This is a genomic window from Streptomyces sp. SAI-170 (genome assembly GCF_049739565.1).
Classification (GTDB): Bacteria; Actinomycetota; Actinomycetes; order Streptomycetales; family Streptomycetaceae; genus Streptomyces.
On record NZ_JBMGQD010000001.1, the window covers coordinates 1153455 to 1178467 of the forward strand.

Annotated in this window: 31 protein-coding genes; 21 read left to right on the top strand and 10 right to left on the bottom strand. The window is 69.8% G+C overall.

The genetic code is table 11. The features are described from left to right. Nucleotides 1-5: 5 nt before the first annotated feature. The 7 genes from RKD23_RS05295 to RKD23_RS05325 all read right to left on the bottom strand — a co-directional run bounded on the left by RKD23_RS05295 (nucleotide 6) and on the right by RKD23_RS05325 (nucleotide 4579). Nucleotides 6-455 carry a hypothetical protein gene (locus tag RKD23_RS05295; RefSeq protein ID WP_424852557.1) on the bottom strand — a complete coding sequence of 150 codons (450 nt, stop codon included), beginning with the start codon at nucleotides 453-455 and terminating at the stop codon, nucleotides 6-8. After that, complete coding sequence (locus tag RKD23_RS05300; protein ID WP_424852558.1) at nucleotides 452-913, bottom strand: hypothetical protein; 462 nt, start codon at nucleotides 911-913, stop codon at nucleotides 452-454. Before RKD23_RS05300 ends, RKD23_RS05295 begins: the two co-directional genes overlap by 4 nt. A gap of 260 nt (nucleotides 914-1173) precedes the next feature. Next, nucleotides 1174-1896 (bottom strand): hypothetical protein, encoded by a 723-nt coding sequence (locus RKD23_RS05305; protein WP_424852559.1) that lies wholly within the window; start codon nucleotides 1894-1896, stop codon nucleotides 1174-1176. Nucleotides 1897-1920: 24 nt separating this feature from the next. Beyond that, complete coding sequence (locus RKD23_RS05310; protein WP_424852560.1) at nucleotides 1921-2610, bottom strand: hypothetical protein; 690 nt, start codon at nucleotides 2608-2610, stop codon at nucleotides 1921-1923. Between the two features lie 18 nt (nucleotides 2611-2628). Beyond that, nucleotides 2629-3108 (bottom strand): hypothetical protein, encoded by a 480-nt coding sequence (locus RKD23_RS05315; protein WP_424852561.1) that lies wholly within the window; start codon nucleotides 3106-3108, stop codon nucleotides 2629-2631. Further along, nucleotides 3105-3656 (bottom strand): DUF4913 domain-containing protein, encoded by a 552-nt coding sequence (locus tag RKD23_RS05320; protein ID WP_424858163.1) that lies wholly within the window; start codon nucleotides 3654-3656, stop codon nucleotides 3105-3107. The genes RKD23_RS05315 and RKD23_RS05320 overlap by 4 nt, the downstream gene beginning before the upstream one ends. A gap of 167 nt (nucleotides 3657-3823) precedes the next feature. Next, nucleotides 3824-4579: a DNA-methyltransferase gene (locus RKD23_RS05325; RefSeq protein WP_424852562.1), complete on the bottom strand. Its 756-nt coding sequence runs from the start codon at nucleotides 4577-4579 to the stop codon at nucleotides 3824-3826. A 507-nt stretch (nucleotides 4580-5086) separates the two neighbouring features. On the opposite strand from RKD23_RS05325, the gene RKD23_RS05330 reads away from it, so the two are divergent. Beyond that, nucleotides 5087-6205, top strand: a complete 1119-nt coding sequence (locus RKD23_RS05330; RefSeq protein WP_424852563.1) for a C40 family peptidase — start codon at nucleotides 5087-5089, stop codon at nucleotides 6203-6205. 557 nt (nucleotides 6206-6762) lie between these two features. Here RKD23_RS05330 and RKD23_RS05335 read toward each other — a convergent pair. Continuing rightward, the gene (locus RKD23_RS05335) at nucleotides 6763-7629 is read right to left on the bottom strand and encodes an SDR family oxidoreductase (RefSeq protein ID WP_424852564.1); all 867 of its coding nucleotides are present in this window, start codon (nucleotides 7627-7629) and stop codon (nucleotides 6763-6765) included. A gap of 359 nt (nucleotides 7630-7988) precedes the next feature. Further along, nucleotides 7989-8618, bottom strand: a complete 630-nt coding sequence (locus tag RKD23_RS05340; RefSeq protein WP_424858164.1) for a class I SAM-dependent methyltransferase — start codon at nucleotides 8616-8618, stop codon at nucleotides 7989-7991. Nucleotides 8619-8914: 296 nt separating this feature from the next. Between RKD23_RS05340 and RKD23_RS05345 the strand changes: the two genes are divergently transcribed. The 18 genes from RKD23_RS05345 to RKD23_RS05430 all read left to right on the top strand — a co-directional run bounded on the left by RKD23_RS05345 (nucleotide 8915) and on the right by RKD23_RS05430 (nucleotide 22379). Continuing rightward, nucleotides 8915-9607 carry a TnsA-like heteromeric transposase endonuclease subunit gene (locus tag RKD23_RS05345; protein ID WP_424852565.1) on the top strand — a complete coding sequence of 231 codons (693 nt, stop codon included), beginning with the start codon at nucleotides 8915-8917 and terminating at the stop codon, nucleotides 9605-9607. Nucleotides 9608-9809: 202 nt separating this feature from the next. Further along, nucleotides 9810-10121 carry a DUF6112 family protein gene (locus tag RKD23_RS05350; protein ID WP_424852566.1) on the top strand — a complete coding sequence of 104 codons (312 nt, stop codon included), beginning with the start codon at nucleotides 9810-9812 and terminating at the stop codon, nucleotides 10119-10121. Further along, nucleotides 10121-10789: a hypothetical protein gene (locus RKD23_RS05355; RefSeq protein WP_424852567.1), complete on the top strand. Its 669-nt coding sequence runs from the start codon at nucleotides 10121-10123 to the stop codon at nucleotides 10787-10789. The genes RKD23_RS05350 and RKD23_RS05355 overlap by 1 nt, the downstream gene beginning before the upstream one ends. Nucleotides 10790-10804: 15 nt before the next feature. Further along, the gene (locus tag RKD23_RS05360; RefSeq protein WP_424852568.1) at nucleotides 10805-12202 is read left to right on the top strand and encodes an SCO6881 family protein; all 1398 of its coding nucleotides are present in this window, start codon (nucleotides 10805-10807) and stop codon (nucleotides 12200-12202) included. A 78-nt stretch (nucleotides 12203-12280) separates the two neighbouring features. After that, nucleotides 12281-13753 (top strand): SCO6880 family protein, encoded by a 1473-nt coding sequence (locus RKD23_RS05365; protein WP_424852569.1) that lies wholly within the window; start codon nucleotides 12281-12283, stop codon nucleotides 13751-13753. Nucleotides 13754-13845: 92 nt separating this feature from the next. Then, nucleotides 13846-14352 (top strand): hypothetical protein, encoded by a 507-nt coding sequence (locus RKD23_RS05370; RefSeq protein WP_424852570.1) that lies wholly within the window; start codon nucleotides 13846-13848, stop codon nucleotides 14350-14352. 34 nt (nucleotides 14353-14386) lie between these two features. After that, the gene (locus RKD23_RS05375) at nucleotides 14387-14815 is read left to right on the top strand and encodes a DUF6238 family protein (RefSeq protein ID WP_424852571.1); all 429 of its coding nucleotides are present in this window, start codon (nucleotides 14387-14389) and stop codon (nucleotides 14813-14815) included. 28 nt (nucleotides 14816-14843) lie between these two features. Continuing rightward, nucleotides 14844-16358: a VirB4 family type IV secretion system protein gene (locus RKD23_RS05380; protein ID WP_424852572.1), complete on the top strand. Its 1515-nt coding sequence runs from the start codon at nucleotides 14844-14846 to the stop codon at nucleotides 16356-16358. A gap of 18 nt (nucleotides 16359-16376) precedes the next feature. Continuing rightward, nucleotides 16377-16502: a hypothetical protein gene (locus RKD23_RS05385; RefSeq protein ID WP_424852573.1), complete on the top strand. Its 126-nt coding sequence runs from the start codon at nucleotides 16377-16379 to the stop codon at nucleotides 16500-16502. Between the two features lie 43 nt (nucleotides 16503-16545). After that, complete coding sequence (locus RKD23_RS05390) at nucleotides 16546-17613, top strand: hypothetical protein (protein ID WP_424852574.1); 1068 nt, start codon at nucleotides 16546-16548, stop codon at nucleotides 17611-17613. Between the two features lie 17 nt (nucleotides 17614-17630). After that, nucleotides 17631-18170: a hypothetical protein gene (locus tag RKD23_RS05395; RefSeq protein ID WP_424852575.1), complete on the top strand. Its 540-nt coding sequence runs from the start codon at nucleotides 17631-17633 to the stop codon at nucleotides 18168-18170. Nucleotides 18171-18336: 166 nt separating this feature from the next. Beyond that, the gene (locus RKD23_RS05400) at nucleotides 18337-18534 is read left to right on the top strand and encodes a hypothetical protein (RefSeq protein WP_424852576.1); all 198 of its coding nucleotides are present in this window, start codon (nucleotides 18337-18339) and stop codon (nucleotides 18532-18534) included. 286 nt (nucleotides 18535-18820) lie between these two features. Then, entirely contained in the window at nucleotides 18821-19558 is a 738-nt protein-coding gene (locus RKD23_RS05405) for a glycosyltransferase family 2 protein (RefSeq protein ID WP_424858165.1), read from the top strand. Further along, nucleotides 19551-20678, top strand: a complete 1128-nt coding sequence (locus RKD23_RS05410; RefSeq protein ID WP_424852577.1) for a hypothetical protein — start codon at nucleotides 19551-19553, stop codon at nucleotides 20676-20678. The genes RKD23_RS05405 and RKD23_RS05410 overlap by 8 nt, the downstream gene beginning before the upstream one ends. Nucleotides 20679-20688: 10 nt before the next feature. Beyond that, nucleotides 20689-21147: a hypothetical protein gene (locus RKD23_RS05415; protein WP_424852578.1), complete on the top strand. Its 459-nt coding sequence runs from the start codon at nucleotides 20689-20691 to the stop codon at nucleotides 21145-21147. Further along, nucleotides 21144-21488, top strand: a complete 345-nt coding sequence (locus tag RKD23_RS05420) for a hypothetical protein (protein WP_424852579.1) — start codon at nucleotides 21144-21146, stop codon at nucleotides 21486-21488. Before RKD23_RS05415 ends, RKD23_RS05420 begins: the two co-directional genes overlap by 4 nt. An 89-nt stretch (nucleotides 21489-21577) precedes the next feature. After that, entirely contained in the window at nucleotides 21578-21715 is a 138-nt protein-coding gene (locus RKD23_RS05425) for a hypothetical protein (protein WP_424852580.1), read from the top strand. A 166-nt stretch (nucleotides 21716-21881) separates the two neighbouring features. Further along, nucleotides 21882-22379, top strand: coding sequence for a hypothetical protein (locus RKD23_RS05430; RefSeq protein ID WP_424852581.1), 498 nt, complete (start codon nucleotides 21882-21884; stop codon nucleotides 22377-22379). A 36-nt stretch (nucleotides 22380-22415) separates the two neighbouring features. Here the strand turns inward: RKD23_RS05430 and RKD23_RS05435 are convergent, their stop codons facing one another. Further along, complete coding sequence (locus RKD23_RS05435; protein ID WP_424852582.1) at nucleotides 22416-23285, bottom strand: hypothetical protein; 870 nt, start codon at nucleotides 23283-23285, stop codon at nucleotides 22416-22418. A gap of 330 nt (nucleotides 23286-23615) precedes the next feature. Here RKD23_RS05435 and RKD23_RS05440 point away from each other — a divergent pair, with 330 nt between their 5' ends. Then, on the top strand, nucleotides 23616-24053 hold the full coding sequence (locus RKD23_RS05440) for a hypothetical protein (protein ID WP_424852583.1): 438 nt from the start codon (nucleotides 23616-23618) through the stop codon (nucleotides 24051-24053). Then, the gene (locus RKD23_RS05445; protein ID WP_424852584.1) at nucleotides 24050-24904 is read left to right on the top strand and encodes a relaxase/mobilization nuclease; all 855 of its coding nucleotides are present in this window, start codon (nucleotides 24050-24052) and stop codon (nucleotides 24902-24904) included. The genes RKD23_RS05440 and RKD23_RS05445 overlap by 4 nt, the downstream gene beginning before the upstream one ends. Nucleotides 24905-25013 lie beyond the last annotated feature (109 nt).

Sequence of the window (25013 nt, forward strand, 5' to 3'; positions counted from 1 at the left end):
GGCTTTCAGGGTCGGCTGGCCCGGGCCGCCCCGGCACGCTGCGGTGCCAGGGCGGCGATGGCGGGGGGCATGGCGGTGGTAGCCGTCTGCTGGAGCGTGCGGAGGGGCTGGGGCCGCTGGCCGGGAGGCGGCATGGTGCGCATCAGGTTGTCCAGGGCGGCGCGGTAGCCGTCGCGGGACTCGAGCGCGGCCTCCAGCCACTGCGCGTCCATCCGCAGGTCGTCGGCGGACAGTTCGTCCATGTCGCGGTCGGCGGCCATGGCGTGGTGCACGCGGTCACGCACGCGGGCGACCTGCTCCTCGGCTAGGGCGAGGAAGGAGCGCAGCTCAAGGGCACGGGCCAGCGCGGCCGAGCAGTCCGGGCCGGCCGCTGCCGTGTACAGCTCGGCGACCGGGGCGCCGAACATCTCGTGCAGTCGTCTGTCGACGGTGCTGGGCTTGTCGCGGGCGCTCACCGCAGGCCGCCGCGCACGGGTGTCGGCGTCGTTGCAGGACGGGTCGGCGCGCTGGTCTGTACTGCCGGCCCCTTGCGGGCGCCGTGGCTGAATCGGGGCAGCCGCTGGGTGGTGAGGTCCTGCTTACCGGGGGCTGCCGGGTCCAGGAGCCACCGCACCACCATGGCCCGCCCGTCCCGCGCACCGACGGCGGCATTGACGCGCTGGGCGAGGTCCATGGTCGGGTCGTCGACCTCGCTGGGCTGGGTCTCCAGCGCGGCCAGCAGCGCGTCCTCCGCGCGCACGAGTGCCGCCTGGGACTCGACGAACAGACCGTGCCACTTGACGATGTCCGTGGCTTCGCGGTTGGCGGCCGGTGCCGCCGCAACCGCGGCCTTCAGCTCGTCCATGGTCATGGAGAACCGTGCCTCGATCTGCTCGGTGAGCACGCCCACGACATCCTCTGTGCCGTCGGACAAGAAGCACTCCTTTCTTCCGCGGGCACCGTGGCCGGCTGGGTCAGGGAAGGGGGAAATCAGCGAGCGGGCGAGTAACGCGGTTCTGCTGGAGGCGGGATGGAGCGCATGCGGAAGTAACCTCCGTACGTGAAAGGGGAAATGCTTAACAGATTCGGAGTGGGGGTGGTGTCCCGTTGGCCGAATAAGAGTCCGCAGATTCGCCGGTTTGGCTAACCGGCGATCGTCGCCTATATTTCGGCCCCGCCATACGGGGTTGAGCTTCAACGGCTGCGGCCCGAAGGACGCGTCGCAAGGGCGGGGACCACAGGGGTCAAGTGCCGGGTGAACCGGGCTGAGGGCCTGACCGGCGGCAGAGGTGAGGATTCGCCGGCGAGGCGGTCCTCGCACCACTGGAGTGCATCGTCGACTGAGTCGAAGCCGCCCTCACGCAGGGTGTGGGTCCACGCGCTGGTGTCGACCTCCTCGTGCAGTACGCGGAACGGAGTGGGACTGCGCTCGTCGAGGGCGCGGAGGACCACGACGGTGACCGCGTTGTCGGGGCCGTCCTCGGTGTAGCTGTGCAGAAGGGCGAAGTGGTCCCCATCGCGCATGAGCCGTTGCTCCAGCGCGCGGGTCAACTCGTCCGCCGGCGCGGTTCCCCTGCCGGGCAGCAGGCCGATGGCGTCGGGGGCGCATCCGCGGTGGATGAGCCATGCCTGGGCCATCGCGGGCAAGGGCAGTTCCGCGTGGTCGAAGCGGAACGTCTTTGTCTGGATGTCTCGCCGCAGGTGGAGGGCTACGAGCTGCGGGTCGCCGGGAGCGCCCCAGGTGACGGCTCCGTTGTGCAGCACGAAATAGCTGTGGACTCCGTCTGGGGTGTGGTGTTCGGCGAGCGCGGTGAGCATGCCCAGCTCGCTCCCGGTTGCGTGCCAGAACGCCTCTTCCGTTCGCTCGTCGGCGGCCTCCAAGCCGTCCAGGCGCAGGTCCAGTTCGGGGGAAGGCATAGATCCTTTGGGTAGGCGGCAGGGTCAGCGGCGGGGCCGTGCAGCAGCGGGCCATGTGCCGGGCCGAACGGGGGTCGGGGTGGGAGCCGTACTCGCCTGGCGGCTGCCGGTGAGGGCGGCACGGCCGGCGTCGGTCAGTGAGACCGGCTGTCCGGCGTGCAGCGGGTGGCTGGTGTCCCGGGAGACGAGGCCGGAGGACTCGAGCTGCTGGAAGCGTGCGTAGGTGATCCGGGTTCCGGAGGCGGTGACCACCGACAGGCGTCCGGTCAGGAGGTGTTGGTGCAGCTTGGCGCTGCCGGCGATGGCCAGCAGGGCAGCGTGGTCGGTGGGCGGCAGTGGTGTGCGTTCGCCGCGTGTGCTGCGGTTGGCTGTCTGGATCGCTTCCAGGGCCGTGATGACGCGAGCCGCGGCGGCGTCGCGTTCGCCGGCGGCCTCCCGCATCTGATCGACGGTGCGGTCGACCCGCGCGAGCAGAGCCGCGTCGGTGGGGAACTCGCCGCTGCTGAGGCGGTGCAGGAGGGTGCGGAAGAAGGTCACGCTGGCTTGGGCCCTGGCCAGCTCGCGGTGCAGGTCTACCAGGCGGGCGTGCGGCTCATCGAGGATGCCCCGGTCCCGGTGCGCCCACAGGGTGTCGACATCGTGGCCGGTCGCTGCCTCGATGCGGTGGTCGAGATCCGAAACAGCTCGGCGAACGAGCGCCGGATCAGAGGGCATAGGCAAGTGCTCCTTGTGTCAGCGAGCGTGGTGGTGTGCTGGGCCATGGGCGGGTCGGGGCAGGCCCGGCATCGTGGAGGGCAGGGGGCCCGGCTTCGGCATCGGGCTGTGTGCCATGAGCTGCGGCGAGCGGGCGCGGGCCGCGTGCGTACGCGCGCTCAGGGGCCGGCGGGTCATCCCCAGGCGACGACCGACTTCGTCGTAGACGTCGTTGTTCGCCCGCGGTCGGATGGCGACCACGTGGATCTCCCGTTGATGGACAGAGGTCTCAGGGGCTGGCCGCATGCCGTACACGACGCGCCAGTCCTTGCGGGCATCCACGAACAGCTTGCGGTAGCCCTCCAGGTCGCCGGTGAGTTTGATCCCGAAACGTTCGGCGTTCACCACTTCTTGCAGACGGGCGAGGGTGAGGTCCCGGATGTCGCTCGGGGCCTGCAGGAGGTCGCTCAGAGCCCGAGGGTCGAAGCTGAGGCCGAAGGCCGGCTGCCCGCCGCTCATGACGTCGGCTCGTCAGGCAAAGGCTCCTCGGCTCCCGCCGTGTCCGCCTTCTCCGTACGCGTCGAGGGCGGCGGCCCGGGCAGGATCCGGTGTGCGGGCCGGTCCGGGGAGGTCATGCAGGCCGACAGCGGGCCGCCGGGTGCGCGGATCGCGGCGATGGCGTGGGTGAGGAAGTCCCGGTGCCAGACGAACAGGCCGCTCAAGCCGGCCTCGGGGTCCTTGTGCTGCTGGTAGGCGAGCCACAGGGCGTGCAGCCACGCGACGACGTCGTCGTGCTCCTGCCACCGCAGACACCAGGGTGCGGCCGTGGTGACCTCCGCCCCGTAGACGGGGAGCAGGAAGTCGTCGGCCCAGTCGCTCAAAGCGTCGATTTCGTCCTCGTACGCTTCGCCTTCGAGTTCCAGGATCGGGCGCGGCTCCGGCCCAGCAGCCGGGCCCGGTCCGCCGAAGCCGGGCATGCCGAAGGCAGCGAACGACGAGGCGCCGCCGAGGACGGGGGCGGAGGCCAGATGGTCAAGCTGCTGTGCCTGCTGCGCCGACTGCTCCATCAGTCGCCGGACGCTGGCCTCGATGCCCTCCAGGTGAGGGTCCGGTACGCGAACCGGCTCCAACTCGGCACTGGGCAGGGGGTCTACAGGTTCAGACATGGAAGGGCTGGCCTCCTAGAAGCCGGTGGGAAGGGAAGCATCACGGAGCAGGCAGCGGCAGGTTGAGCTCAGGCCGTCAACGTCATGTGCTCTCGGGCGAGGGTTTCGCGGAGAGTCTCCGTCAGCCGGTCCGCAGCGATGGAGGCGTAGTGCTCTGTCTTCTCCACGCCGATGAAGTCCCGGCCCTGAAGCAGGGCCGCGACGCCGGTGGAGCCGGAACCGGCACAGAAGTCGAGCACGGTTCCGCCCTCGGGGCAGATCTTGACCAGCTCACGCATCACGGAGACCGGCTTCTGCGTGATGTGCTGGCGCTCCTTACCCGACGGCTGGGAGGCGCTGTAGAGCCCGGGCAGGTAGACCGGATTGCGGGAGCCGTCGATCGCTCCCTTCGAGGCCCACACGATGAACTCGCAGTTCTGGGTGAACCGGCCCTTCTGCGGCCTGGCCTGCGGCTTGTGCCAGGCCAGCACACCGCGCCACAGCCATCCGGCCGCCTGGATGGCATCCGTGGTGACGGGGAGCTGTCGCCAGTCGGTGAACAGCAGGGCCGTTCCCCCGCTCTTGGTCAGCCGGTGGGCTTCGGTCATGATCTGCGTCAGCCAGAAGCCGTAGCTGCGCTGGTCCATGTTCTCGCCGGTGAAGTCCGCCAGGCCGTGACTGGCGTCGGCGGATGTGTACTTCTGCTTCGCGCTGCGGGAGGTGCGCTCCTTGGCGGTCCGGCCGCCGGAGTTGTACGGCGGGTCGGTGATGACGGAATCGACACAGTCGTCCGGCAGGCCGGCGAGGACGCTGAGAGCGTCACCCTGGTGAAGGGAAAAAGGCAAAGAGGAACCCCGATTCGGGAAGGTGCAGAACAAGTAACCCGTCACATATCTGGGTCCAGGGGCCGGAATTGGGCATGCAGAAGCTCCGGGTGCGGACCGGGTAGGCGAGGGGAGTCCCAAAACTGTAGAGGCGATTCGGCGGCCGGCCAAGAAGTGCCGGACAGGGGTGCCGGATTCCGACCCCTCGCATCCGCTTTTTGGTCGGCCGCCAATCTGCGCCTACTGTTTTGGAACTGCCCGGCGCACCCCGCCGATGGCCCGTATTCCACCGTGCCTCGCGGAGGTGTTCCCCTGTTCCGGCATACCTAGGTCGCCCCCTGACCTGTCAGGCGAGCGGCAACTCGCCTGTTCCGGCCAGCCGACTGATCGCCCGCCCCGGCCGCCGCGTCCTTTTCCACCATGCCCCTGCGCAGGCGGCGGCCCGGACACTGCACCTGAAGGAGCGTCCATGACGTCTCGTTGCCCGCCTCTGCCCGAATCCGACACCGCGCGAGCGGGCGGGGCCGGTTGAAGGCGCTCGCCGCCGGCATCGGCGTCGTCTTCCTCTCCCCGCTTCTCCTCGGCGGTTTGGCCATGATGCTGGCTTCGTCCAGCGAAGCCGCCGAGAGCACCACCTCGTCCCTGCAGTGCCTGCACGGCCTGGACACCGACAAGGTCGTCGATCAGGTCACAAAGATCCTCGACGGCGCGGACGCCTCCCATGTCCGCGTCGAGGGGCTGGAACTGCCCACCGAGCAGATCCCGAACGCCCAGACCATCGTGGCCACCGGCATCGGCCTCCACATACCCAAGCGCGGGCAGGTCATCGCGCTGGCCACGGCCATGCAGGAATCCCGGCTGCGCAACCTCTCCGGGGGCGACCGCGACAGCCTTGGCCTGTTCCAGCAGCGTCCGTCACAGGGCTGGGGCATTCCCGACCAGATCCGCGACCCCGTCTATGCGAGTGAGCGGTTCTACAAGGCGCTGCTGCAGGTGAAAGGCTGGCAGCAGATGACGGTCACGCAGGCGGCCCAGGCCGTGCAGAAGTCCGGCTACCCGGACGCCTATGCACAGTGGGAGCCGCTCGCGACCGCACTGCAAACGGCCATCGCCGCCACGTTCCCCGGCGCCGGCTCCGACAGCTCCGGCACGGACGCCGAGGACACCGCCATGTCCGACTGCGGCACCGCGCAGGACGGAACCCAGTACGGGCCGATACCCGAAGGCGCCGTCCCGAAGCGCTACTCGATCCCCAAGGGCACTGACCCGCGCGCCCGTACGGCCATCGTCTGGGCGATGCACCAGCTCGGCACGATGTACCAGTGGGGCGGCTCCTGTACCGCTCCGCAGGGCCCGGACCCGATGGGCCGATGCGACTGCAGCTCGCTGATGCAGCAGGCTTACGCCAAGGCCGGCATCCAGCTCACCCGCAGCACGTACACGCAAGTCAACGAGGGCAAGGCCGTCTCCGTCAAGGCACTCAAGCCCGGTGACCTGATCTTCAGTCGCGGCACCTCGGCCCGCCCGGAGCACGTCGGCATGTACATGGGCGAGGGTCTCGTCATCGAGGCCCCGCGCACGGGCAAGCCCGTGCGGATCACGCCGCTGAAGGACTGGGATGTTCTGGCCGCCCGCCGCGTCGTCTGACGCCGGCCGGCCTTCCTGTAGGTTCCGAATAGAGATGTCGTTGTCCAAGTGATTTGTCATCAACTTGTCGTCCGACTCGTCCAGCTGAGTCTCTACTGCTGTCCTGTCGCACTGAGGCTGTCGGATTCTCAGTGCTTCTCGTTTGCGCTGGCGGATTCTCACTGCCGCGCGGTGAGCGACGATGTTTGCCCCGTACGTGGGGTTTGATCTCATTTCTCTGGTCCGGTTCTCGCTGTACCTGTCACGGTCGCTGCGGCAGGTACGCGGAGCCGGGGGTGGCGATGGATCTGGGCCTGGCCGATGTCGAGTGGGCTGAGGGTGAGGGCGGCGGCTGCGGAAGTCCGTGCTGGAGGCGGCGTCCCGGGTTCCCTTCGAGTCGGTGCTCCCGGTGCAGCGGTTCACGTCGCACCGCGGGCAGTGGCACTTCATGGGCTGGTGCTGGGCGGCGACGATGGAGTTGCTGGTGGGGTTCGAGTCGTGGCTGGAGCGGGACCGGGCCAAACTCCTCGATCACACCGGGATCCACGCTGCTGCGCCGTCCGCCACCTGCTGCGGCATCAGCGGGTCAGGAGCGGTGCCATGAGGTCGTGGGCGAAGTCGGCGACGGGGCGTGGGTCGTGCCCGGTTAACCGGCGCACTGAGTCGGTGGTGTCGGCATTGATGCCTTCCCGGAGCATCTGGAAGATGCCCACCACTCCCTCGGCAAGCCAGGACGGCAGGCCCGCCTCGAGCATGCCGGCCAGGGCTGCCTCGTCGGGTACAGCGACATACTCCACCGTCCGTCCGAGGGCGGTGGAGAGCCAGCGGGCGACCTCGGTGAAGGTGGGGGCCTCGGGGCCGGTGATCAGATGGGTCTCTCCGTCCCCGCTCTGCCCGGAGAGCACCGCGACCGCGCAGGCGGCCACGTCACGTGGGTCGATCATGGCGACGCGGGCGTCGGCGGCGGGCAGGAAGATCCGCCCGGCCTGCCCGATCGTCGGCAGTGAACCGAGGAGGTTCGACATCAGGAAGCTGGACCGGAGAATCACGAACGGGATCCCCGCCGAGCGCAGGCGGTGCTCGATGCGGCCGTGCTGATCGGCGAACGTCTTCGCGGCCCCGACCTCGGCACCGACCGTGGACAGCAGGACGATCTGCCGGACACCGGCCGTGGCTGCGGCCTCGATCGCGTTTGCCGCGTTCTCGACCTGCCGCGGGTCGTTGGCGCAGCTTAGGAAGGCCTGCTCGGCGCCCGCGAAGGCGTCACGGAGCGATTCGGGATCGGTGAAGTCCCCTTGCGCAAGGTCGGCGCCGGGGCCGAGTACGGCAGCGGCTCGTTCCGGGTTGCGGGTGAGCGCGCGGTGGGGGATGCCTCGTCGGCGCAGCTCGCTCACAACGTGTCGTCCGACGTTCCCGGTCGCGCCGGTCACCACTACGGTCGTCATCTCGTCGCGTCCTCACGCCGATTCCGGGCTGTCCACCCACGATGTGCGGCACGACCGTCCTGAGCCCGTCAGGACACGCGCACGTTCACTCGTCAGGACGCCCGCACAGGCTGCCCCGCCGGACTGGGAGTCCTGTCCGGCAGCACGATTCTGTGAAAGCCATGTTGATTGAGAACACCGAAGGCCAGCGTTCGCAATCAACAGGGCACCCCAGCAGGTCAGCAGCCCACTGTCTGCCAGACGCGCTACGACAGGACAACTGCGGCCTGGCCCGTGACCATATGACCGGGTCTGGGGACCAGATGCGGATCGAGGCGACGCCCACGATGCGCTGGCAGATGAGCTGGCGTTACCCCGCTCTAGGGGAGGCGGGCCAGCAAGTGGGCATCGAGGAAGCCCCGCTCGGAGGCCGGGTCGTGGATCAGCCGGGCGACCGTGACGAGCCCAGCCCCGGCCAGCAATTCGGCGAACCGGTCCACCGGCCAGCTATAGGCAGGCGTCACCTTGTGGTCGAAGCGGACGGGCTCCGGTCCGTCGGTCGCGAAGAATGAGACCAAGAGCAGGCCCCCAGGCGCCAGGACACGTACCTGCTCGGCAAGCAGCGCGGGCAGTTCCCCAGGCGGGGTATGGATCATTGAGTAGTGGGCCAGCACGCCGCCGAGCGCGCCGTCCTCGACTGGCAGGGCCTCCATCCGCGCCTCGTCGAACCGCAGCGCCGGATGGGCCCGCCGGGCGTGGTCGACCATAGCCGGGGAGAGGTCGAGTCCGAAGGCGTCCAGCCCCAAGTCGTGCAGCATGGACGTCAGATGTCCGGGTCCGCACCCGACGTCGGCCGCCCGCGGGATTCCCGTCCCGCGCACCAACTCGGCGAAGGTGCCGATCATGTTCCGCGCGAACGGCTGCGTCTCCAGCCCATTGGCAAACATCGACGCATACAGCTCGACGACTCCGTCGTAGGCCACCTTGGTTTGTTCCTGGTGCTCCACGATGGGAAGGAAGCTAACATCCGCGCGCCTTCGCAGCTTCTCCGGCCCCGTGCCGCCCCCGCCTCGGCGCCAGCGTCACGCTGACGGTCCGCGGTCCAGTCTTTCGTTTGGTTTGTCCGCCTTTCTGCTCGGGCTAGCGCTGGTGGTGGCCAGTGTCCTGGTGTCGAAGACATCGGACACGAAGGGGCGGCTATGGGGATGGGTGCAGGCGGCGAGGACGCGACAGATAGCCGACAGTCCGGGTCACGTATCGGCGGGGCAACAGACGGCTGGTCGAGGCCACGCTCGACCGGATTCCGGTGGTCGAGGTCGCCAGAGGACTGCCCGTACGCGAGTTCCGTTGGTACAGGGGCCGGAAGCACTATTCGGGCTGGTACCACGCCTCGACAACGGGCCGGATGGTGGCCTACGAGAGCCGGTTGGAGCTCGCCCGCATCCTGATCGCCGACTTCGCCAGGGACGTCACGGAGATCGCGGCCCAGCCCTTCCAACTGGTCGGCTGGGACGGTACGCGCGTCCGCCGCCACGTTCCTGATCTGTTCCTCGTCCATGCCGACGGTCTGGTGACCGTCGTGGACGTCAAAGCCCCCCACCTCACCCGCCTGCTGGTCAGCGACCTGCCCGTCTCCGTGCTGCGAGAGCTGGAGGTCCGCACCGGTCTCCCGGCCGGCCGTCTCGATCAAGCCGTGATCGGCGGCGACTTCCCCTTCAGCCCCAGGCGGCAGCGACGATGCCGGTTCTGTCCCCAGTGCCTCGCCGAGCGAAGGACGCTGGCTGTCGCACGCACCGGACTCGACCCAGGAACCGTCTATCCCAAGCTCAAGCGGCTCGAACGAGCAGGCTGGGTCACCAGCCGGCTCGAAGACGACGCCACCTGGATGAGCAGAGCCACCCCAGGCCGCGGACCCGGCAAGCGCCGCACCTTCTACACCCTCACAGCCGAGGGCCACCGCGCCGCCCGGCACGAAACCCAACACCGCACCGCGGCCTGAAGAAACCGACAGATCGGCCGGACAAAGCCCCGACAAAAGGCCCGGACAGCACCCTAAAACACCAGGTCACGTCGCCACCGGCCGACAAATCAAGTCGGAACCTACATGCCTTCCTCGCCGCTCGCGCACCTCTCCCCTCCTCTCACCTTTCTGTCCGCCAAGCCCTATTCGGCCTGCGTCCGCAAGGAGCACCGCCTCACCCGTGTCACCACTCGCCGACCACTTCCTCCAGCTCGCCTACGACCCCGGCATCTCCCCCAAGGGCGGCGGCCTTCCGGGCCTTGCCGTTCTGAAGAACGTCGTCAACAGCATCAACCTCTTCTGCATCGTCGCCGTCGTCGGCTCCCTCGCCGTCAGCCTCGCGGTCTGGGCTTGGGGCCACTTCACCGGTGGCCACCAGGCCGAGGCCAACGGGAAGAAGGGCGCCACCGTCGCCGCCGGCGCGGCGCTCGGGCTCGGCGCCGCCAACGGCATCGTCGCCTTCTTCTCGGCCCTGGGGTCGCAGGTCCACTGATGAAGAACCGATTCCCGGGCTACGGCATCAACTGGTCACCGAACCGCCGCATCGCCCTCGGCGCCCTCGTGCTGGCCTGCCTGCTCGCCGTCGCCGCCACCGCCGCCTACATCACCGGACGCGGCGAACAGCACCGCGCGCCCACCGCCTCCCCCACTCCAGCCGGCAGCGCCTCCCCGGCGACCAAGAAGCCGGTGGCGGAGACGGGCTCGGTGCCACCGCCGCCGAGGGTCTCCGACCCCGTGCAGTTCGCCAAGGCCGCCGCCGCGATGCTCTGGTCCTACGACACCCGCACCACCAGCCACGCTCAGCAGCTCGCCGGCATGGAGGCGTGGATGACCAAGGAGGGCCAGTACAGCGACTGGGCCTCGGTCTCCGCGCAGATGCCCGATCCGCTGTTGTGGTCGCGGATGGCGGACCAGCAGCAGCACGCCACCGCAACCGTCACCGAGGCGCACTACCCGGCCGCGTTCAAGCAGGCACTCGCCGATGATCCGGCCGCGATCACCGATGCGTACATCTACGCCGTGACCGTCACCGGCAAGCAGACCATCGCCTGGTCCAAGGGCGGCGGCGGTGCCGAGGACCGCTCGATCACCCTCGCCGTCCAGTGCCGGCCCTCCGCCGACTGCTCGCTCGTCGCCATCGCCCCGCGCGTCGCGCCCTGACCGGAAGGAGTCCTCATGGGGTTCTGTGATCTCCCCCTCGCGGACAAGGTCTGTGCGGTCGGCGAGGCCGTCGACTTCGCCTCGGATCCGGGCAAGGCCATCGGCGACTGGATGGCCAAGAGCGCCGGCGAACTCGCCGCCGCCGCCGCCGACCTGGCGTCCAAGGCCGTCGATGCCACCACCGGCGTTGACCTGAACGCCGGCTGGTTCCGGGACAACTACGAGACGCTCTTGCCCATCGGTCTGATCGTTCTCGTGGCCACGTTCTGCGCACAGCTGGTCCGGGCGGCATTCCGCCGCGACGGGCAAGCCCTGATGCAGGCGTTCACCGGCACCGCCTCCGGCGTGATCTTCACGTTCGCCGCCATCTCCCTGACCACGGTTGCGATCGAAGTGGTCGATGCCCTGTCCGCCGGCCTGTTCAAGGCCGCGAACATGGACATCGCATCCGCGGTCCGCCGCATCGTCAAGGTGGGACAGATCCCCGCGCTGTCCGGGCTCGGCTGGCTCGTCACGGTCTTCGTCGCACTCGGAGCCGCCATCGGCGCCGTCCTGTACTGGTGCGTGATGATGGTGCGCAAGGTCGGCATCCTCGTCATGGTGACCTTGGCGGTCTTCGCCGGAGCGGGCGGCGGCTGGGAAGTCGCACGCCGCTGGCGCAAGGGCTGGATCGAGGCCACCGCCACCCTCGTCGTCTCCAAGCTGCTGATGACGATCGTCTTCGTGCTCGGCATTTCCGCGATGGGCAAGACCGAGGCCAGCGACGGCCTGGCCGCGCTCGCGGATGTCCTCGCTGGCATCGTGATCATGATCCTGGTCTTGCTGTGCCCGTACGCGACCTTCAAGTTCGTGCACTGGGCGGCCGAAGGATCCGACGCAGAAACACTGCACCGGGCCGGCGGCGCCGGAGCCCAGCTCGCCAAGCAGCACGCCGAACGGGCAGCCAGGAAGGCCGCCTCGATGGCCGCCACCGCCTCAACCGGCGGTGCCGCAGCCGGAGCCGGCGCGGCAGCCGGGATGGCTCCAGAGGGACCCGATGCGATTCCCGGTGGGGGCGGATTCCCCGGCGACATCGCCTCCAGCCCGACCGGCGGCAGTGATGAGGGTTCGCAGGGCCAAGGCTCCGGTGTCTCGTCCGGCGGCAGCTCCGCCATGTCCGGCCTGGAGAAGGCCGTCCAGCCGCCGCCGACCAGCGTCACCGACGACACCAGCGGGCAGGTCGGTGGCAGCCCAGGGGCCGGCAGCACCGGCTCGGGCGCCGCGGCCGGTCAGGGGGGCGGATGGCAGACGACCCCGCCGACCACGGCCCCGCCACCGCAGGGTGCCCCGCCGACCTCGGGCTCGCAGACCGCAGGTTCACCAAACCTCGGCACGAGCGGGACGGCTTCCCCGCCACCTCCCAGCGGCCTCTGATCCACTGCTCGCCCTCTGGGAGCGGGTGGCGCCGAGCTGCCCGCCCCCAGATTCCCCCGCGCCTCCAGGACCCGCCCCTTGTCTGATCTCTCCGTCGCCCCGGTCACGGTGAAGTTCCCGCACCGGAGCCGCCGTGGCATCCTCCTCGGCCTCAGCCTGCCCCAACTCGTCCTCGTCTCCTGCGCGCTGGCGCTGTTGCTGGTAACCGTCGTCACGACCGGGCTGCTCGGCGCCATCGCCCTGACCCCACTGTGGGCGGCGGTCGCCGCCCTGGTAGCCGTGCGCCGCCATAGCCGCTCTCTGATCGACTGGGCGCCGATCGTCGCCCGCTACAGTCGGCGCCGCCGCACCGGGCAGACGCTGTGGCTTGCCCGGCCCGTCACCCGGCCCCGGCAGGACGGCCTGCTCCATCTGCCCGGCACCGCCGCCTCCCTGCGCGTCGTCACCCCTGGCGACTCGGCGAACGGCGCCTCAGCCGTCTACGACCCGCACCGGCAGACCCTGACCGCCATCGCCCGCGTCAGCAGCCGCGCCTTCGCCCTCCTCGACCCCGCCACCCAGCACCACAACGTCAACGGATGGGGACGTGCGCTGGCCGGCATCGCCCGCACCGGGCACGTCGCCACCGTGCAGGTCCTGGAGCGCACCGTCCCCGACTCCGGCGACACCCTCGCCCGGCACTGGGCCCAGCACGGACAGGCCGACGCCACGGTCGCGGGACAGATCTACTCCGAACTGGTCGCCTCCGCCGGGCCCGCCGCCGCCCCGCACGAGACCTACCTCGCGATCTCCCTCGACCTCAAGGCCGCCAAGCGCCTCATCGGCCAGGCCGGCGGCGGTCTGCCCGGCGCGTTCACCGTCATGCAGCAGACCACCGCCAGCGTCGCCCAGGCCGCCCGGAGCGCCGGACTCATGGTCACCGGGTGGCTGACCGCTCGGGAGATCGCCGCCGTTATCCGCACCGCCTACGACCCCAAGTCCCTTTCCGCGCTGCAGCAGTGGTCCGCCACCGGCCGTGCAGAAGCCGATCCCGCAGCCGCCGGCCCTGTCGTCCAGGTCGAGGAGTACGACCGCCTCGCCACCGACACCGCCCGCCACGCCACGTACTGGGTGGAGAACTGGCCCCGCACCGAGATGGGCGCCGGGTTCCTGCATGGGCTGATGTTCACTGCTGGTGTGCGGCGCAGCCTGTCCCTCATATACGCGCCGCAGGGGCTGGAGTCCGCGCTGCGCGACGTCCAGCGCAAGAAAGCCGCGATCATCGCCGACGCCAACGAACGCGCCCGCCGCGGCCAGGTCGACAGCGAAGAAGACTCCGTCGAATACGCCGACGTCAAACAGCGCGAGCGCCAGCTCATCGCCGGGCACGCCGACGTCGCCCTGACCGGCCTGGTCACGGTAACCGCCGACACCGACGCCCTCCTGGACGCGGCCTGCGCCCAGATCGAAACCGCTGCCGTCACCGCCGGCGTGGACCTGCGCCGCCTCAACTACCAGCAGCCCGACGCCTTCACCCTCGCATCCCTTCCCCTGGCCCGCACCGCCCTGTAAGCCGACCACCCGGACGCACACTGACACGGACCACCGAACACGAGAGACTCCTCGGCGAACTGCGGAGCCTGCTCGCCTCCTGTCAAGAACTGTTGAACCGCCACCGCACCCGCCTCGATCAGTACCGTGACAGCGACGGATACGTGATCGAGGAGAAGCAGGCCGACTACGACGAGGCCAGGATCAGCACCGCCTTCGAGGCCAGCGACCACCTCGACAACGTCCTGGACCGCCTGGCCGACCTCGTGGGCCCGCCCGCTCCCCGCGCCTTCACCCTCACCTTCGCCGGAAGTGAGCGGCACGACGGTCAGGCGCCGACCAGCTTCGTCGTCAACGCCATCAACCTCGACGACGCTGCCCGAGTGCTGGCCACGCTCCCCGGCTTCCTCGACTGGTACCTGGCCGACGCCGCCGCCTGCGATCACGGCGTGGACATCGTCCACGTGCCGGAACAGAGCCACCCCGGCGTCCCTGCCCCCGGCAGGTACGTCGACCTGCTGCCTGAGCAGGGTGCTTCGGCGGCTCCCGCAGGCATCGGCACGACCAGCACCCCTCCCCCGGCCGCCGCCCCTTCCCTACCTCCGAGCCTCAGCCGCTGACCGTGCCGCTGAACCGCTGCTCCCAAGGACTTTGTTGAACGCTTTCGCCACCACCGGGTCCGACGCGCACCCCTACCTGCGCGCCGCCACCGCCGGCCTGCGCCATCACGCCCGCACGACCGCCGCACCCGCAGACCGCGTGCACCTCGACACACTGCACGCCCACCTCACCGCCGCCCACCAGCTCCTCGACCGGCTCGCCGACGTCACCCGGCCCCCACACCCAGCCGCTGGACGCCTCCTCGCCACCGCACACCTACAGCTGTGGCAGGCAACCAACGCGGTACACGACGCCTTCCACACCGTCCCACCGACAGACGGCCCCCGCGAGCCCTGCATGCCCGAGCGCCTGCCCGAAGGGCCGCCGGTGCTGACCATCTGCCAGCGGCACCTGGCCACCGGGCACGCCATCCGCCGTAAGACAACCCCCGCCGACCTGCACGCCAGCACATGCGCCATCTGACCGCGCGCCGCCGAAACGAGCCCCACCCATGAGCCACCGGCCCGCCCGCCGCGCCCGTCGCGCATCAGCCTCTCCCCTGTTCACCCCCCACGGCACCGACCGCGCCAGCCGCAAAGCGGCCCGACGGCAACTCGCCGAGGCAGCCGCCAAGGCCCGCGCCCAAGCCAGTTCCCCCGAGCCCGGTGCCGTTCGCGCCGAGCAGGAAACGCCCGCCGCGCACTTCCCTCCCAGCGGGCGTCCAGGACCGGCATCCGCGCGAGGGAACCGGCTGAAGCTGCCCGCCCACCGGATGACCACGGCCATCGCCGCCGGCGCGTACCCGTTCCTCGCCGAAGGCGGTCTCGGCGCCGAGGGCATCTACATCGGCCGCGACGTCCACGCCGAAGCATCCTTTGTGTTCGACCCGTTCGCGTTGTACGGCCGCATCGAGGGCTTCACCAACCCCAACGTCCTGCTCGCCGGAGTCATCGGCCAGGGCAAGAGCGCACTGGCCAAGAGCTTCACCCTGCGCAGTGTGGCCTTCGGCTACCGCGTCTACGTCCCGTGCGATCCCAAGGGCGAGTGGACACCGGTCGCCCAGGCCCTGGGCGGCACGTCCGTCGCCCTGGGCCCCGGGCTGCCCGGGCGCCTCAACCCGCTCGACGCAGCGCCCCGCCCCGAGAGCATCCCGGAGGCGGACTGGGCAGGTGAGATCCGCAAGCGTCGCCTGCTGCTGCTCGGCTCGCTCGCCCGCACCGTGCTCGGGCGAGACCTGATGCCCATGGAGCACACCGCGCTCGACGTCGCCCTCGACGCCGCGGTCACCGGCGCCGCCGCCACCGGCCGCACCCCGCTCCTCGGCGACGTCGCCACCGTCCTGAACAACCCCACCGCGCTCGACGAAGCCGCCGGAATCATGTCCGGCCGCCTCGGCGACGCGGCCCGCGACCTCGCCCACGCCATGCGCCGCCTGGTCCACGGCGACCTCGCCGGCATGTTCGACGCACCCTCCACCGTCAGCTTCGATCCCAGCGCCCCCATGCTCACGATCGACCTGTCCCGGCTCGGCGGCTCCGGCGACGACACCGCCCTCGTCCTCGCCATGACCTGCACCTCCGCCTGGATGGAGTCCGCCCTCACCGACCCACGCGGCGGCCGACGGTGGATCGTCTACGACGAGGCATGGCGCCTGATGCGACACGTCGGTCTGCTCCAGCGCATGCAGGCCCAGTGGAAGCTCTCCCGCGGTCTGGGCATCGCGAACCTCATGGTCATCCACCGGCTGTCCGACCTGCTCACCGCCGGCGACGCCGGATCACAAGGACGCGCCCTCGCCGAGGGACTCCTCGCCGACTGCTCCACCCGCATCATCTACCGCCAGGAAACCGACCAGCTCCATGCCGCAGCCTCCCTGCTCGGTCTGACCTCCGTGGAGGTGGAGGCCATCGCACACCTCAACCGCGGACGCGGCCTGTGGAAGGTCGCCGGACGGTCCTTCATCGTCCAACACCTCCTTCACGCACAGGAATTGGCGCTGTTCGACACCGATGCCCGCATGCATTGAGAGATCCAGGATCGCTCGATGCTCATCGACAGCCGCTTCACCAAGGTCGGCTACTTCCGCCGTGCCGCCACGTCGCCCACCACGTCTCCACGCCCGCCCGTGCCCGCAGCGAGCAACGCCTCGCTCCCGGCGCGCCATCGGTGATCCGACCGGCCTCCCTGCCGCCGTCCACCGCAGTCCTTCCCCCATGCCCCAGCAAGGAACACTCATCCGTACTGCCCACCGAACTCTGTCCCTGATCGCCGCGGCCCTCACGGTCGCCCTGGCCGGAACCGCCTGCACCAACAGCGACACCGACAACGGGGCGCCGAAGCCGACGCCCAGTGTCACCGCCGCGCCGAAGCCGGCCCCGGCACTCACACCGGCGCAGGCGCGACAGGCCATCGTCCACTACTCGCAGACCAACAACCGCGCGAACATGCAGCAGGACCGGACGCTTCTCGACACGGTGGAGGGCGGTCCCCTCTATGCAATGTCGCTGGCCGACTTCAAGCAGGACGAGGCCCTGCCCGAGACGGACCGCGAGCCGTACCGGCCGTGGTCGTACGACCTGGCGGCCACCGACCTCTACATCCCCCGCCTGAAGCACGGGCAGCAGCGGTGGTTCGCCGCGGTCAGCCGCGGCGGCAGCCGGCAGCAGTACGCCCGCGTGCTGATCCTGGCCGAGAACACCAAGTCGCAGCGGTGGGAGATGGTTGCCGCCGTCGACATCGACGATCCCAAGCTGCTCCCCAAGATCGTCCTCGACCAGGACGGGTACGCCACCGCGGTCGACGCCTCCTCGACAAACCTCGCCGCTCCTGTGCGCGTGCTCCGCTCGGCCGTCACCGACAACTTCACCACCGGAGGCGAGGTCACCGGGAAGAAGGTCTTCACTTCCACTGAGTCCTCCCGGCGGCAGATCAAGGTCCATGACGAGACGACCCGGAAGTTCGGCCCGCGGGGAACCACCCGTTTCGCGCCCGCTGACCCGCAGTTCACCGACGCGTATGCGCTGAAGACCACCACGGGCGCGCTCGTGGTCTTCTCCCACACGCACACCCAGCACGATGCCGTCGCCTCCCCGGGCCTGGTGATCGTGCCGGAGAAGGAGGACCGCGCCTGGCTCGGCACCAGCCCGACGCCCTCCGTGACCTACACCTTCACCTGCTCGGACATCGCCGGGGTCCCGAGTGTGCCCGAGCCGTCCCGTCTCCTCGGCTATGGCTGCCGCCGCACGGACGCCGAGGCCACGGGCCCGAGCACCGCTGTCTGAAAGGCCCGCCGCGCCCGATGCGAGATCCCGACTTCGAGCTGTACGACAACGTGGGCCGCGACGCCGACCAGATCGCGGCAGCCCGCTATGGCATCGCCACCCGCCACGACCTCGTGCGCTGGGCTAGGCGGGACGCCGAGCTCTTCCTGGACCAGCACCCGCTGCCGAAGAACCCCTTGCCGAGCCCTGACCTGTCCCCGTACCTCGACGCGCTCGCCGCCGCCGAGACACCCGCGCAGGCCAGTGCGGTCACCGAGCATCTTCTGGACGCCGCCGAACCGGTGTTCCGCGCAGTGAGCGACTACCTCGTGGCTGCCGCCCGATGGCGCGGCCAGAATCGCGGGGCAGAGAGGGGGTCACCGCCGCACCTGCTGATGACAGCGGCGAGCCGCTGCTTGTCCGTGTTGGCCATCGCGGACGAAGCCGACATGAAGGCGCTGCGTGCCGAGTACGATCCCACGCCGCCGCTCCCGTCGGCAGGCCCGGCCCAGGCGTCGTCCGGCCTGCCCCCGACTCCGCCGCCCGCTCCGCCCGCCGGCCCCGCCCCGAACCGGTAGACCTCAGAGCTCTGGAAGGCACCCTCTGTCGACTCGCTGCTTCATCGCCCGCCCTACCAGGACGGGATACGACGGCATCTACGTTCATCTCGACGGCCAGCCGAGCGAGAAGCTGCCTCTGCTCCTTGCCGCCTACCAGTACCGGTTCGGCCGCGACGCCGAGGCCATGGCGCGGCACCTCGTGAACGGCGTCGCCGTCGGCTGGGAGGAGCTGGGCACCGACCTGCTCAACGGAGCCCCGCCCGAGATCGTCACCGCCCTGACCGGCGGAGAGCGGTGGTCCCAGCAGCGCCCTGGATCATCTGATCACGCCCGACGGCTCCCGGCCGACCCGCATGGTGGTCACCAAGAAGACCGCCGCTGACCAGGACATGCAGTGGGGCTACATCCTTCGCCCGACAGGGATCGAAGTGATCAGCGTGGTCCACGCCGACGCCGGTCCCCTGATCGCCTGGGACACCGACCCCCACACCCCGTTCAGCGACCACCCGGGCCACTGGCCGGCCCCGTCGAAGGCCCCCGTCGCTGCATCCGCAGCCCGTCCACCGCAAACCGCACCGGCTCAGTCGACGGGCCCTCGGCCCAAGGCCGCCCGCCGCTGACCCGCTCTCCCCTGCTCGTTTCGGAGATCTCCCCTGCCCACGCCTTCGATCACGGTCGTCATCGCCACCCACCTGCGCGAAGACCGCCTCAACTACCTGACCGCCATGCACACAAGCCTCACCCGGCAGCCCGTGCCGTGGGAGGCCGTGATCGCCCTCGACGGCGCCGACCCCGCTCGCCTGCCCGCCCCACTCGCCGCCGACCCACGCATCCGCACCCTTGCGCTGCCGCGCCCGGTCGGCGCCGCGTGCGCCCGCAACCTCGCCCTCACCCAGGTCCGCACCCCGTACGTGAACTGGGCGGACGACGATGACGAGTTCACCGATAGCGCCATGCGGGCCCGGCTCACCGTTCTGGAATCGACCGGCGTGGGCTGGTGCGCAGGCTGGAGTCAGGACCTGCACCCCGACGGCTCAACGACCCTGTGGCGCTGTCCCACGCCGCCCGGTCGGCACGCAGCCGGGGACGTGTGGACGTACTGGCACTCGCCCGACACGACCATCCCCATCGGGCCGACCACCATCCTGGCGCGCACCGAGCTGGCGCGCGCCGCCCCGATGGGCGGCCTCATCCAGGGCGAGGACTATATGACGGCCGTCGGCATCACCAGCCTCGCGCCCGGAATCCTGCTGCCGCTGCCGGTCTACCGCTACCGCAAGCACCCCGGGCAGATGACCGCCCAGCCGGGATATGACCAGCTGGAGGCAGCCGCCCGCGAGCACGCCTGGCAGTACGGCCGGAGCCTGCGCTCCGCGACCCGCTCGGGGCTGGCCGACCGTGGCTGACGCGCAGATCACCCTCGCTTACAGCCGGAACGTCGGCATCGTCGCCATCGCGACGGGCGAGCAGTACGAGGTGGCACAAACCGCGCTGGTCAAGGCAGGGTTCCATCGTGGCGAGGCCGGGGTTTATCGCCTTCCGTCCGAGCCGGCGGATACGGCCCACATCGCCATGGCCGGCCTGATCCGCTCTGCTGAAGCGCACCGGATGGTGGTGACGACCAGCAGCCGTCGGTTCATCGGGGACGCCGCCCGAGACATCGCCGGCCTCCTGCCCGGCCGGTGGGACACGAAGGTCGAGATCTACTCCCATCCCGTGTGGCAGCAAGACCTCGTGCCGTGGCTGTGGGACAGCGGCGAACTCGCACAGGTCGTTCACAACGAACAGATCCCCTACGCTGCCACCCTCACCGACGCGGCCTTGGGCACCACACTGCTGCTCGTCGAGCATCCCGGCAGCCAACTCGGCTACCTCCTCGGGGCCTTCGCGCCCGAGCTGTTCGGTGAGGGGCACGGTGATCCGCACGCGCCCAGCAGCATCGTCCTGCCGCCCTTTCCCGGCCGCGCAGCACGGGCCATCACCGAGCGGTACCTGCCCGCCTACGACCACGCCGTCCACGTCCGCCGGACCGCTGCCGTGACCGAGGCCCTGGACCTCATCCGCGCCCAGTACGACACCTGGACCGCGCTGCGCATCTCCCGCCACGACAGCGCCACCACGCCGCTGGCCGTCGATGCGCTCGGCGCGGCCACGGCCGACTTCCTGGACTGCGCCTGGCGGGAGTTCCCCACCGTCCTGGACCACGCTCCGGCCGTGCTCGACCGGTGCCGCCCTGCCACCACCCCCTCCCCGCAGGACGCCCGAGTCCTCGACGACCTCACCACCGCGCTCCTCGAAGCAAGCGACACGCGCAGCAGCGACGTACACCTTTCGCGGACCGAACATCACCAGCAGACCTGGCGGGCGATCGAGTTCTGGCTCGCCCACGCAGACGTCTTCCTCCGCCAGGCCCGCGCGGCTTCCCCGCGCGCACGCTCTGCCTGCCCATCAAGGCGCCACCCCTCGCCCTGCCACCGGCACGTCCCGCTCCCCGCCGCTGACCTGCGGCGCCCCTCACCGTGTTGAGACCCACTCTTTGGATCCTGGCAACCAATTCGCTTTCGGCACCCACCCCCAGCACGGCTTCGTCGCGGCCTTCACGTCATCCGTGCCCGCTCACCTGGCTGACTGGTTCCTCACCCGGGAGCGCTTCGAGCCGGTGCCCGACACACCGGGCCTGTTCCGGCTCACCGAACCCGAGCACGACGGAGCGCGCCGTACCCGCCAAGCCGTCCAGGACCTGCGCCGCCTCGGCTTCGCCGTACAAGCCGACTTCGCTCTGGACCTGGCGCCTACGGCCCGGCCGCCGCGCCCTGCCCCCGCCAACGGGCTGATGCAACGTCGCAGCCGCATCGCGCAGGCGGCCGCAGGCCGGTCGTCCCAGCGCCGGTTGGCGCCCACCGCCGTCGTGCCGTCCGCGCGACCGATACCTCCCAAGCCCGCGTACGCGCCGACCGTTCATCTCACCGCCTCCGCGACCGGGCGGTCCCGGTGAAGCCCGCAATCGAGCCGATCAAAATCACCAGAGGGCGGGGCGGCGAGGTCGAAGTGGCAGGCGTGCTCGATTCCTTCGCCGCAGAGATTCTGCGCCGTGCCGGCTTCCTGTTCGAGCCCACGCTGCGCGGGCACTGGATCCGGCTCCCGTTCGACCTGGGGCCTGACTGGGAGAACGAGCACGCGACCTGGGCGGCGAGCATGCTCACCGCCGCCCGCTACCCGGTACGTCTCGACCCTGACCTGCGTGCCGACGCGCCCGAGAAGGTGACGCCCGCTGGACCGGCACGGCCGCCGGCCATGACCGCGCAGGCCCCTCCCACACGCCGAGCCAGCCGCTGAAACTGCAAGAGGTCGTCGAGGCTCGTACCGCGGGCGATGTCTCCGAGACGCTGCTCGCCGCGACGCAGCGCGGACATGGCGCGGGGCCAATGGTCCGCATGCAGGGGCTGCTCGGCGTGGCCGCGCAGTTCGCGAGCGCGCTGGAGACCGTGCGGGTCCGGCAGATCGCCGCCCGGCTCACGGTCCTCGTTCGGCAACTCGACTTCTCGCCCAGGAAGTACGCGTAATCTCCGAGGATCTCGGTGCCACCGTCGCCGTCCTGTCACCGCACCGCACCCCCCGCCCGTCGGGCAGCCGCTCACCTCCCGCCCTGCTCACCACGCCCCCGGCGACCCCGCCGCGCACCACGGCCCCCGCATTCCCCTAACCCCCTGACCTCAAGGAGACCCATCTATGGCTGTCCGAACGAAGTGGAGTGTCACCCACTCCTGCGGCCACGAGACAACTCATGACCTGTCCGACCAGGCCGCGGACAAGCGCGCCGGTTTCGCACGCTGGCTCGCGCCCCGTGACTGCACCGACTGCTGGAAGGCCACGCGCGACGCCGACTCCGAGTCCAGGGAGCAGTGGCTCGCCTCCAAGCACGCCGAGGAGCAGCACGCCGCCGCCGAGTGGGCCGCCCAGTTCGACATGCCGCCGTTGGAGGGTCCGGAGCGAGCCCTGGACTGGGGTGAGCGCTCGCGCCACCAGCTGATGGTGGCCGCGCACACCGCGCTCGTCGTCGAAGGCACCTGGGACGAGGCGGACTGGGCCCCGCTGGAGGAGAAAGCCCGCACCATCACCCTGGCCGGATGGTGGATCGACCAGAGGGACGCAGAAGGCGCTGACCTGCTCGAACTCCTTGAGGCGGCAACCGAGGCAGACCGCGGGACGGAGAATCCGTACCGCTGATGTCCGCGGCCAATCGCCCGGCGGGTCGTGACACTCCTAGACTGCGCGTTGCTTCCGCCGTTTCTCAGGAATCACCTCAAGGAGACGGTCGGCAAGTCCGTCCGCGTGATAACTCCACAGGCCGGCCTCTGTCACGAGGTGGCGATAGCGACTGAAGTCCGCCTCCGGATTCGCGGTGATCAGCGTCGCGACACGCTGCAAAGTCACGTGTATTTCGCGCGCTTGACGTAGCGCCAAGTGCAACCGCTCACGCAAGTGATCATCCGGACTCGGATATGTGGGTGGCGGCACGAGATCGAAGTTGGCGCGATTCCCTTCTGTCAAGGCGCCATTAATAAGCAGAGGAATGAACGAGCACTCACTGTGATGCCGTTGGAGCGCTTCCATGACCTTCAAGTGGTCGTCCCTGAACTCCGTACTGATCCAAACCGCGTGACTTGCGTTCACTTCGGCTGCGCAGGTAATTAGGCGCCCCAGGTGGTCCGCGTCTGTTCGCTCCAACTGATTCTCGATGACAACGAAGCGATCACGGCCATCCACTTGCGTCTTGGCGAGGATATCAATGCGGTAGCCCGCGATCTTCTGCTCCGTACCCACCAGCGTGAGGGGGTTCTCGAACCAGGCAGCCCGTTCGAGTATGTAGAGTCGCTCCGCAAGCCATGGAGTGAAGTCGGCCGCCTCGTGGCCAAAGTAGTTGCGTATGTTTTCGACTGGGCGCAGCCACTGAGCGCGCTTCTCGTCCGTACCTTCGGGTTCAGCAGCATCAACTATCGCCGGCTCGACTTCCTCCTCTGTCCGCCCCTCATCATGCAGTAGGTAGTCGCTGCACTCGAGCTCGGTGTGCGCGGCAGCGAAGGACTGGCCCAGCAGGGTCCAATCAAGTGCGGGGGAAGCATCGATAGTCATGTTGCGGAACCTTAGCCTCCGCCACCGACAATCCCTTCCGTCTCCCCATCGTAGTAGTTGACGGCGGCCCAGCCGCAGGCAGCCACAGCCGGACGTTCACCATCATCCAGGATTGGACCAACTGGGGAACGCACAACGGCGGTTGACGGTACGACTTGTTTCACCGTGTGCAGTCTGGAGCTGCGCGGCCATCTCTCCTGTTGGTCCGGACGAAGTCAAGTTGCGGAGCGGCAGGGCCGGAATATAGGCGACGATCGCCGGTTAGCCAAACCGGCGATCGGCCGGACCATTGTTCCTCCACCGCCACCCCGCGCTGCGTGGAAGGAACCCATGCTCCCGCCGTCCTGGACCCCTGCGAACCCGCCGGTCCTCAAGCCGATACCCGACCCGCTCACACCCGAGCGAGACATCACCCACCAGCACTTCCAGCCCGGCGACCAGGTCGTCGTCCTCAAGGGTGTGGTCGCCGGCGACCTGTGGGGCGATGCCATGCAGGTGGTGACCCCGTCCTGGCACACCCCGACCGACGAAGACGGCTGGCGGCTTCGTGACCCGGACGGCGGTCAGCAGACCTACATCACCGCCCACCCCCGCTACCTGGTCCACCTCTCCCGCCGCTGCCCGGACTGCATCATCTACATGCGAGCGCTGAGTGACTACCTGCTGCCGAAGTTCTCCACCACGGAAGAGGTAACCGACTGCGGCTGGTACACCACCACCGCCTTGAACCAGCTCGTGCACATCTGCGACGCCCGGAGCGACCGGTGATCCCCCGCGTCAACGAGCGCACCCACACCCCGCACGGCCCGCTCAGCGAGGCACTGGGACGCCTCGTGACACCGGAGGTAGGGCTGACCGAGCACACGGTGATCGCCCACTGGCCGGGCCTGGACACCTACACCCTGGACGGCGAGCAGGCGCAGTGGACGCCGTTGCAGTGGGCCGAGCACCTCGAAGGTCCCCTCTTGGCGCACCCGTTCGCGGCCGGCCCCGGCGGGGACCGGCGCGCGGTCTTCCACCTCGACGCGCGGCTCCACCCCGACGACCGCGACCTGTCCGGTGCGGAGTGGGCCGAGGTCGCCCACCGCCTCGCCCGCGCCGCCGGCGTCGAGACCCCCGGCGACGAGGACGGTTGCTCCTGGATCGCCGTCCAGGGACAACCAGGACGACTCGACCTGATCGCCAATCTCATCCGGCTCGATGGCACTTGGCAGCAGCAGCCTTCCAACCTCCTGCGGCGCATCACCGACGAGGCCCGCCGCATCAAGCAGGATCTGCGCCTCATCCCCGTCACCGCCGCCCCCAGAGAACCATCCATTGCCCCAACCGTGCCAGCAGCGCCCGCGCAGCTCGCGGCAGTTCTGGCACAGCTCGCCGACGAGCACACCGGCCCGCTGGCAGCGGCGCGAGGACTCGTCGAGAACGTTGCACACCGGATCGCCCGGCATCCGGGTTCAACCGGCCCCTCCGCGGCTCGGGGCCTGGAGCTGATCGCCCTCCGTCTGCACGGCATCCAGCACGACCTCACCGCAGCAGCAGCCGGCCTGAACGCTGGCCTCAGACCTCCGGATGTTGCAGCACCGGCCGCCGCGCGGCACACCGCACGCCGAACGCTGTAGGGCCGGGGCACATCACGTCGCCTGTGACGAGGACTTCGACGCCGAGCACCGCCCGGTCCCCGACCTCCCCTGAGCGCCCCAGTCACCCACCCCGCTCGCCCGCATCCCG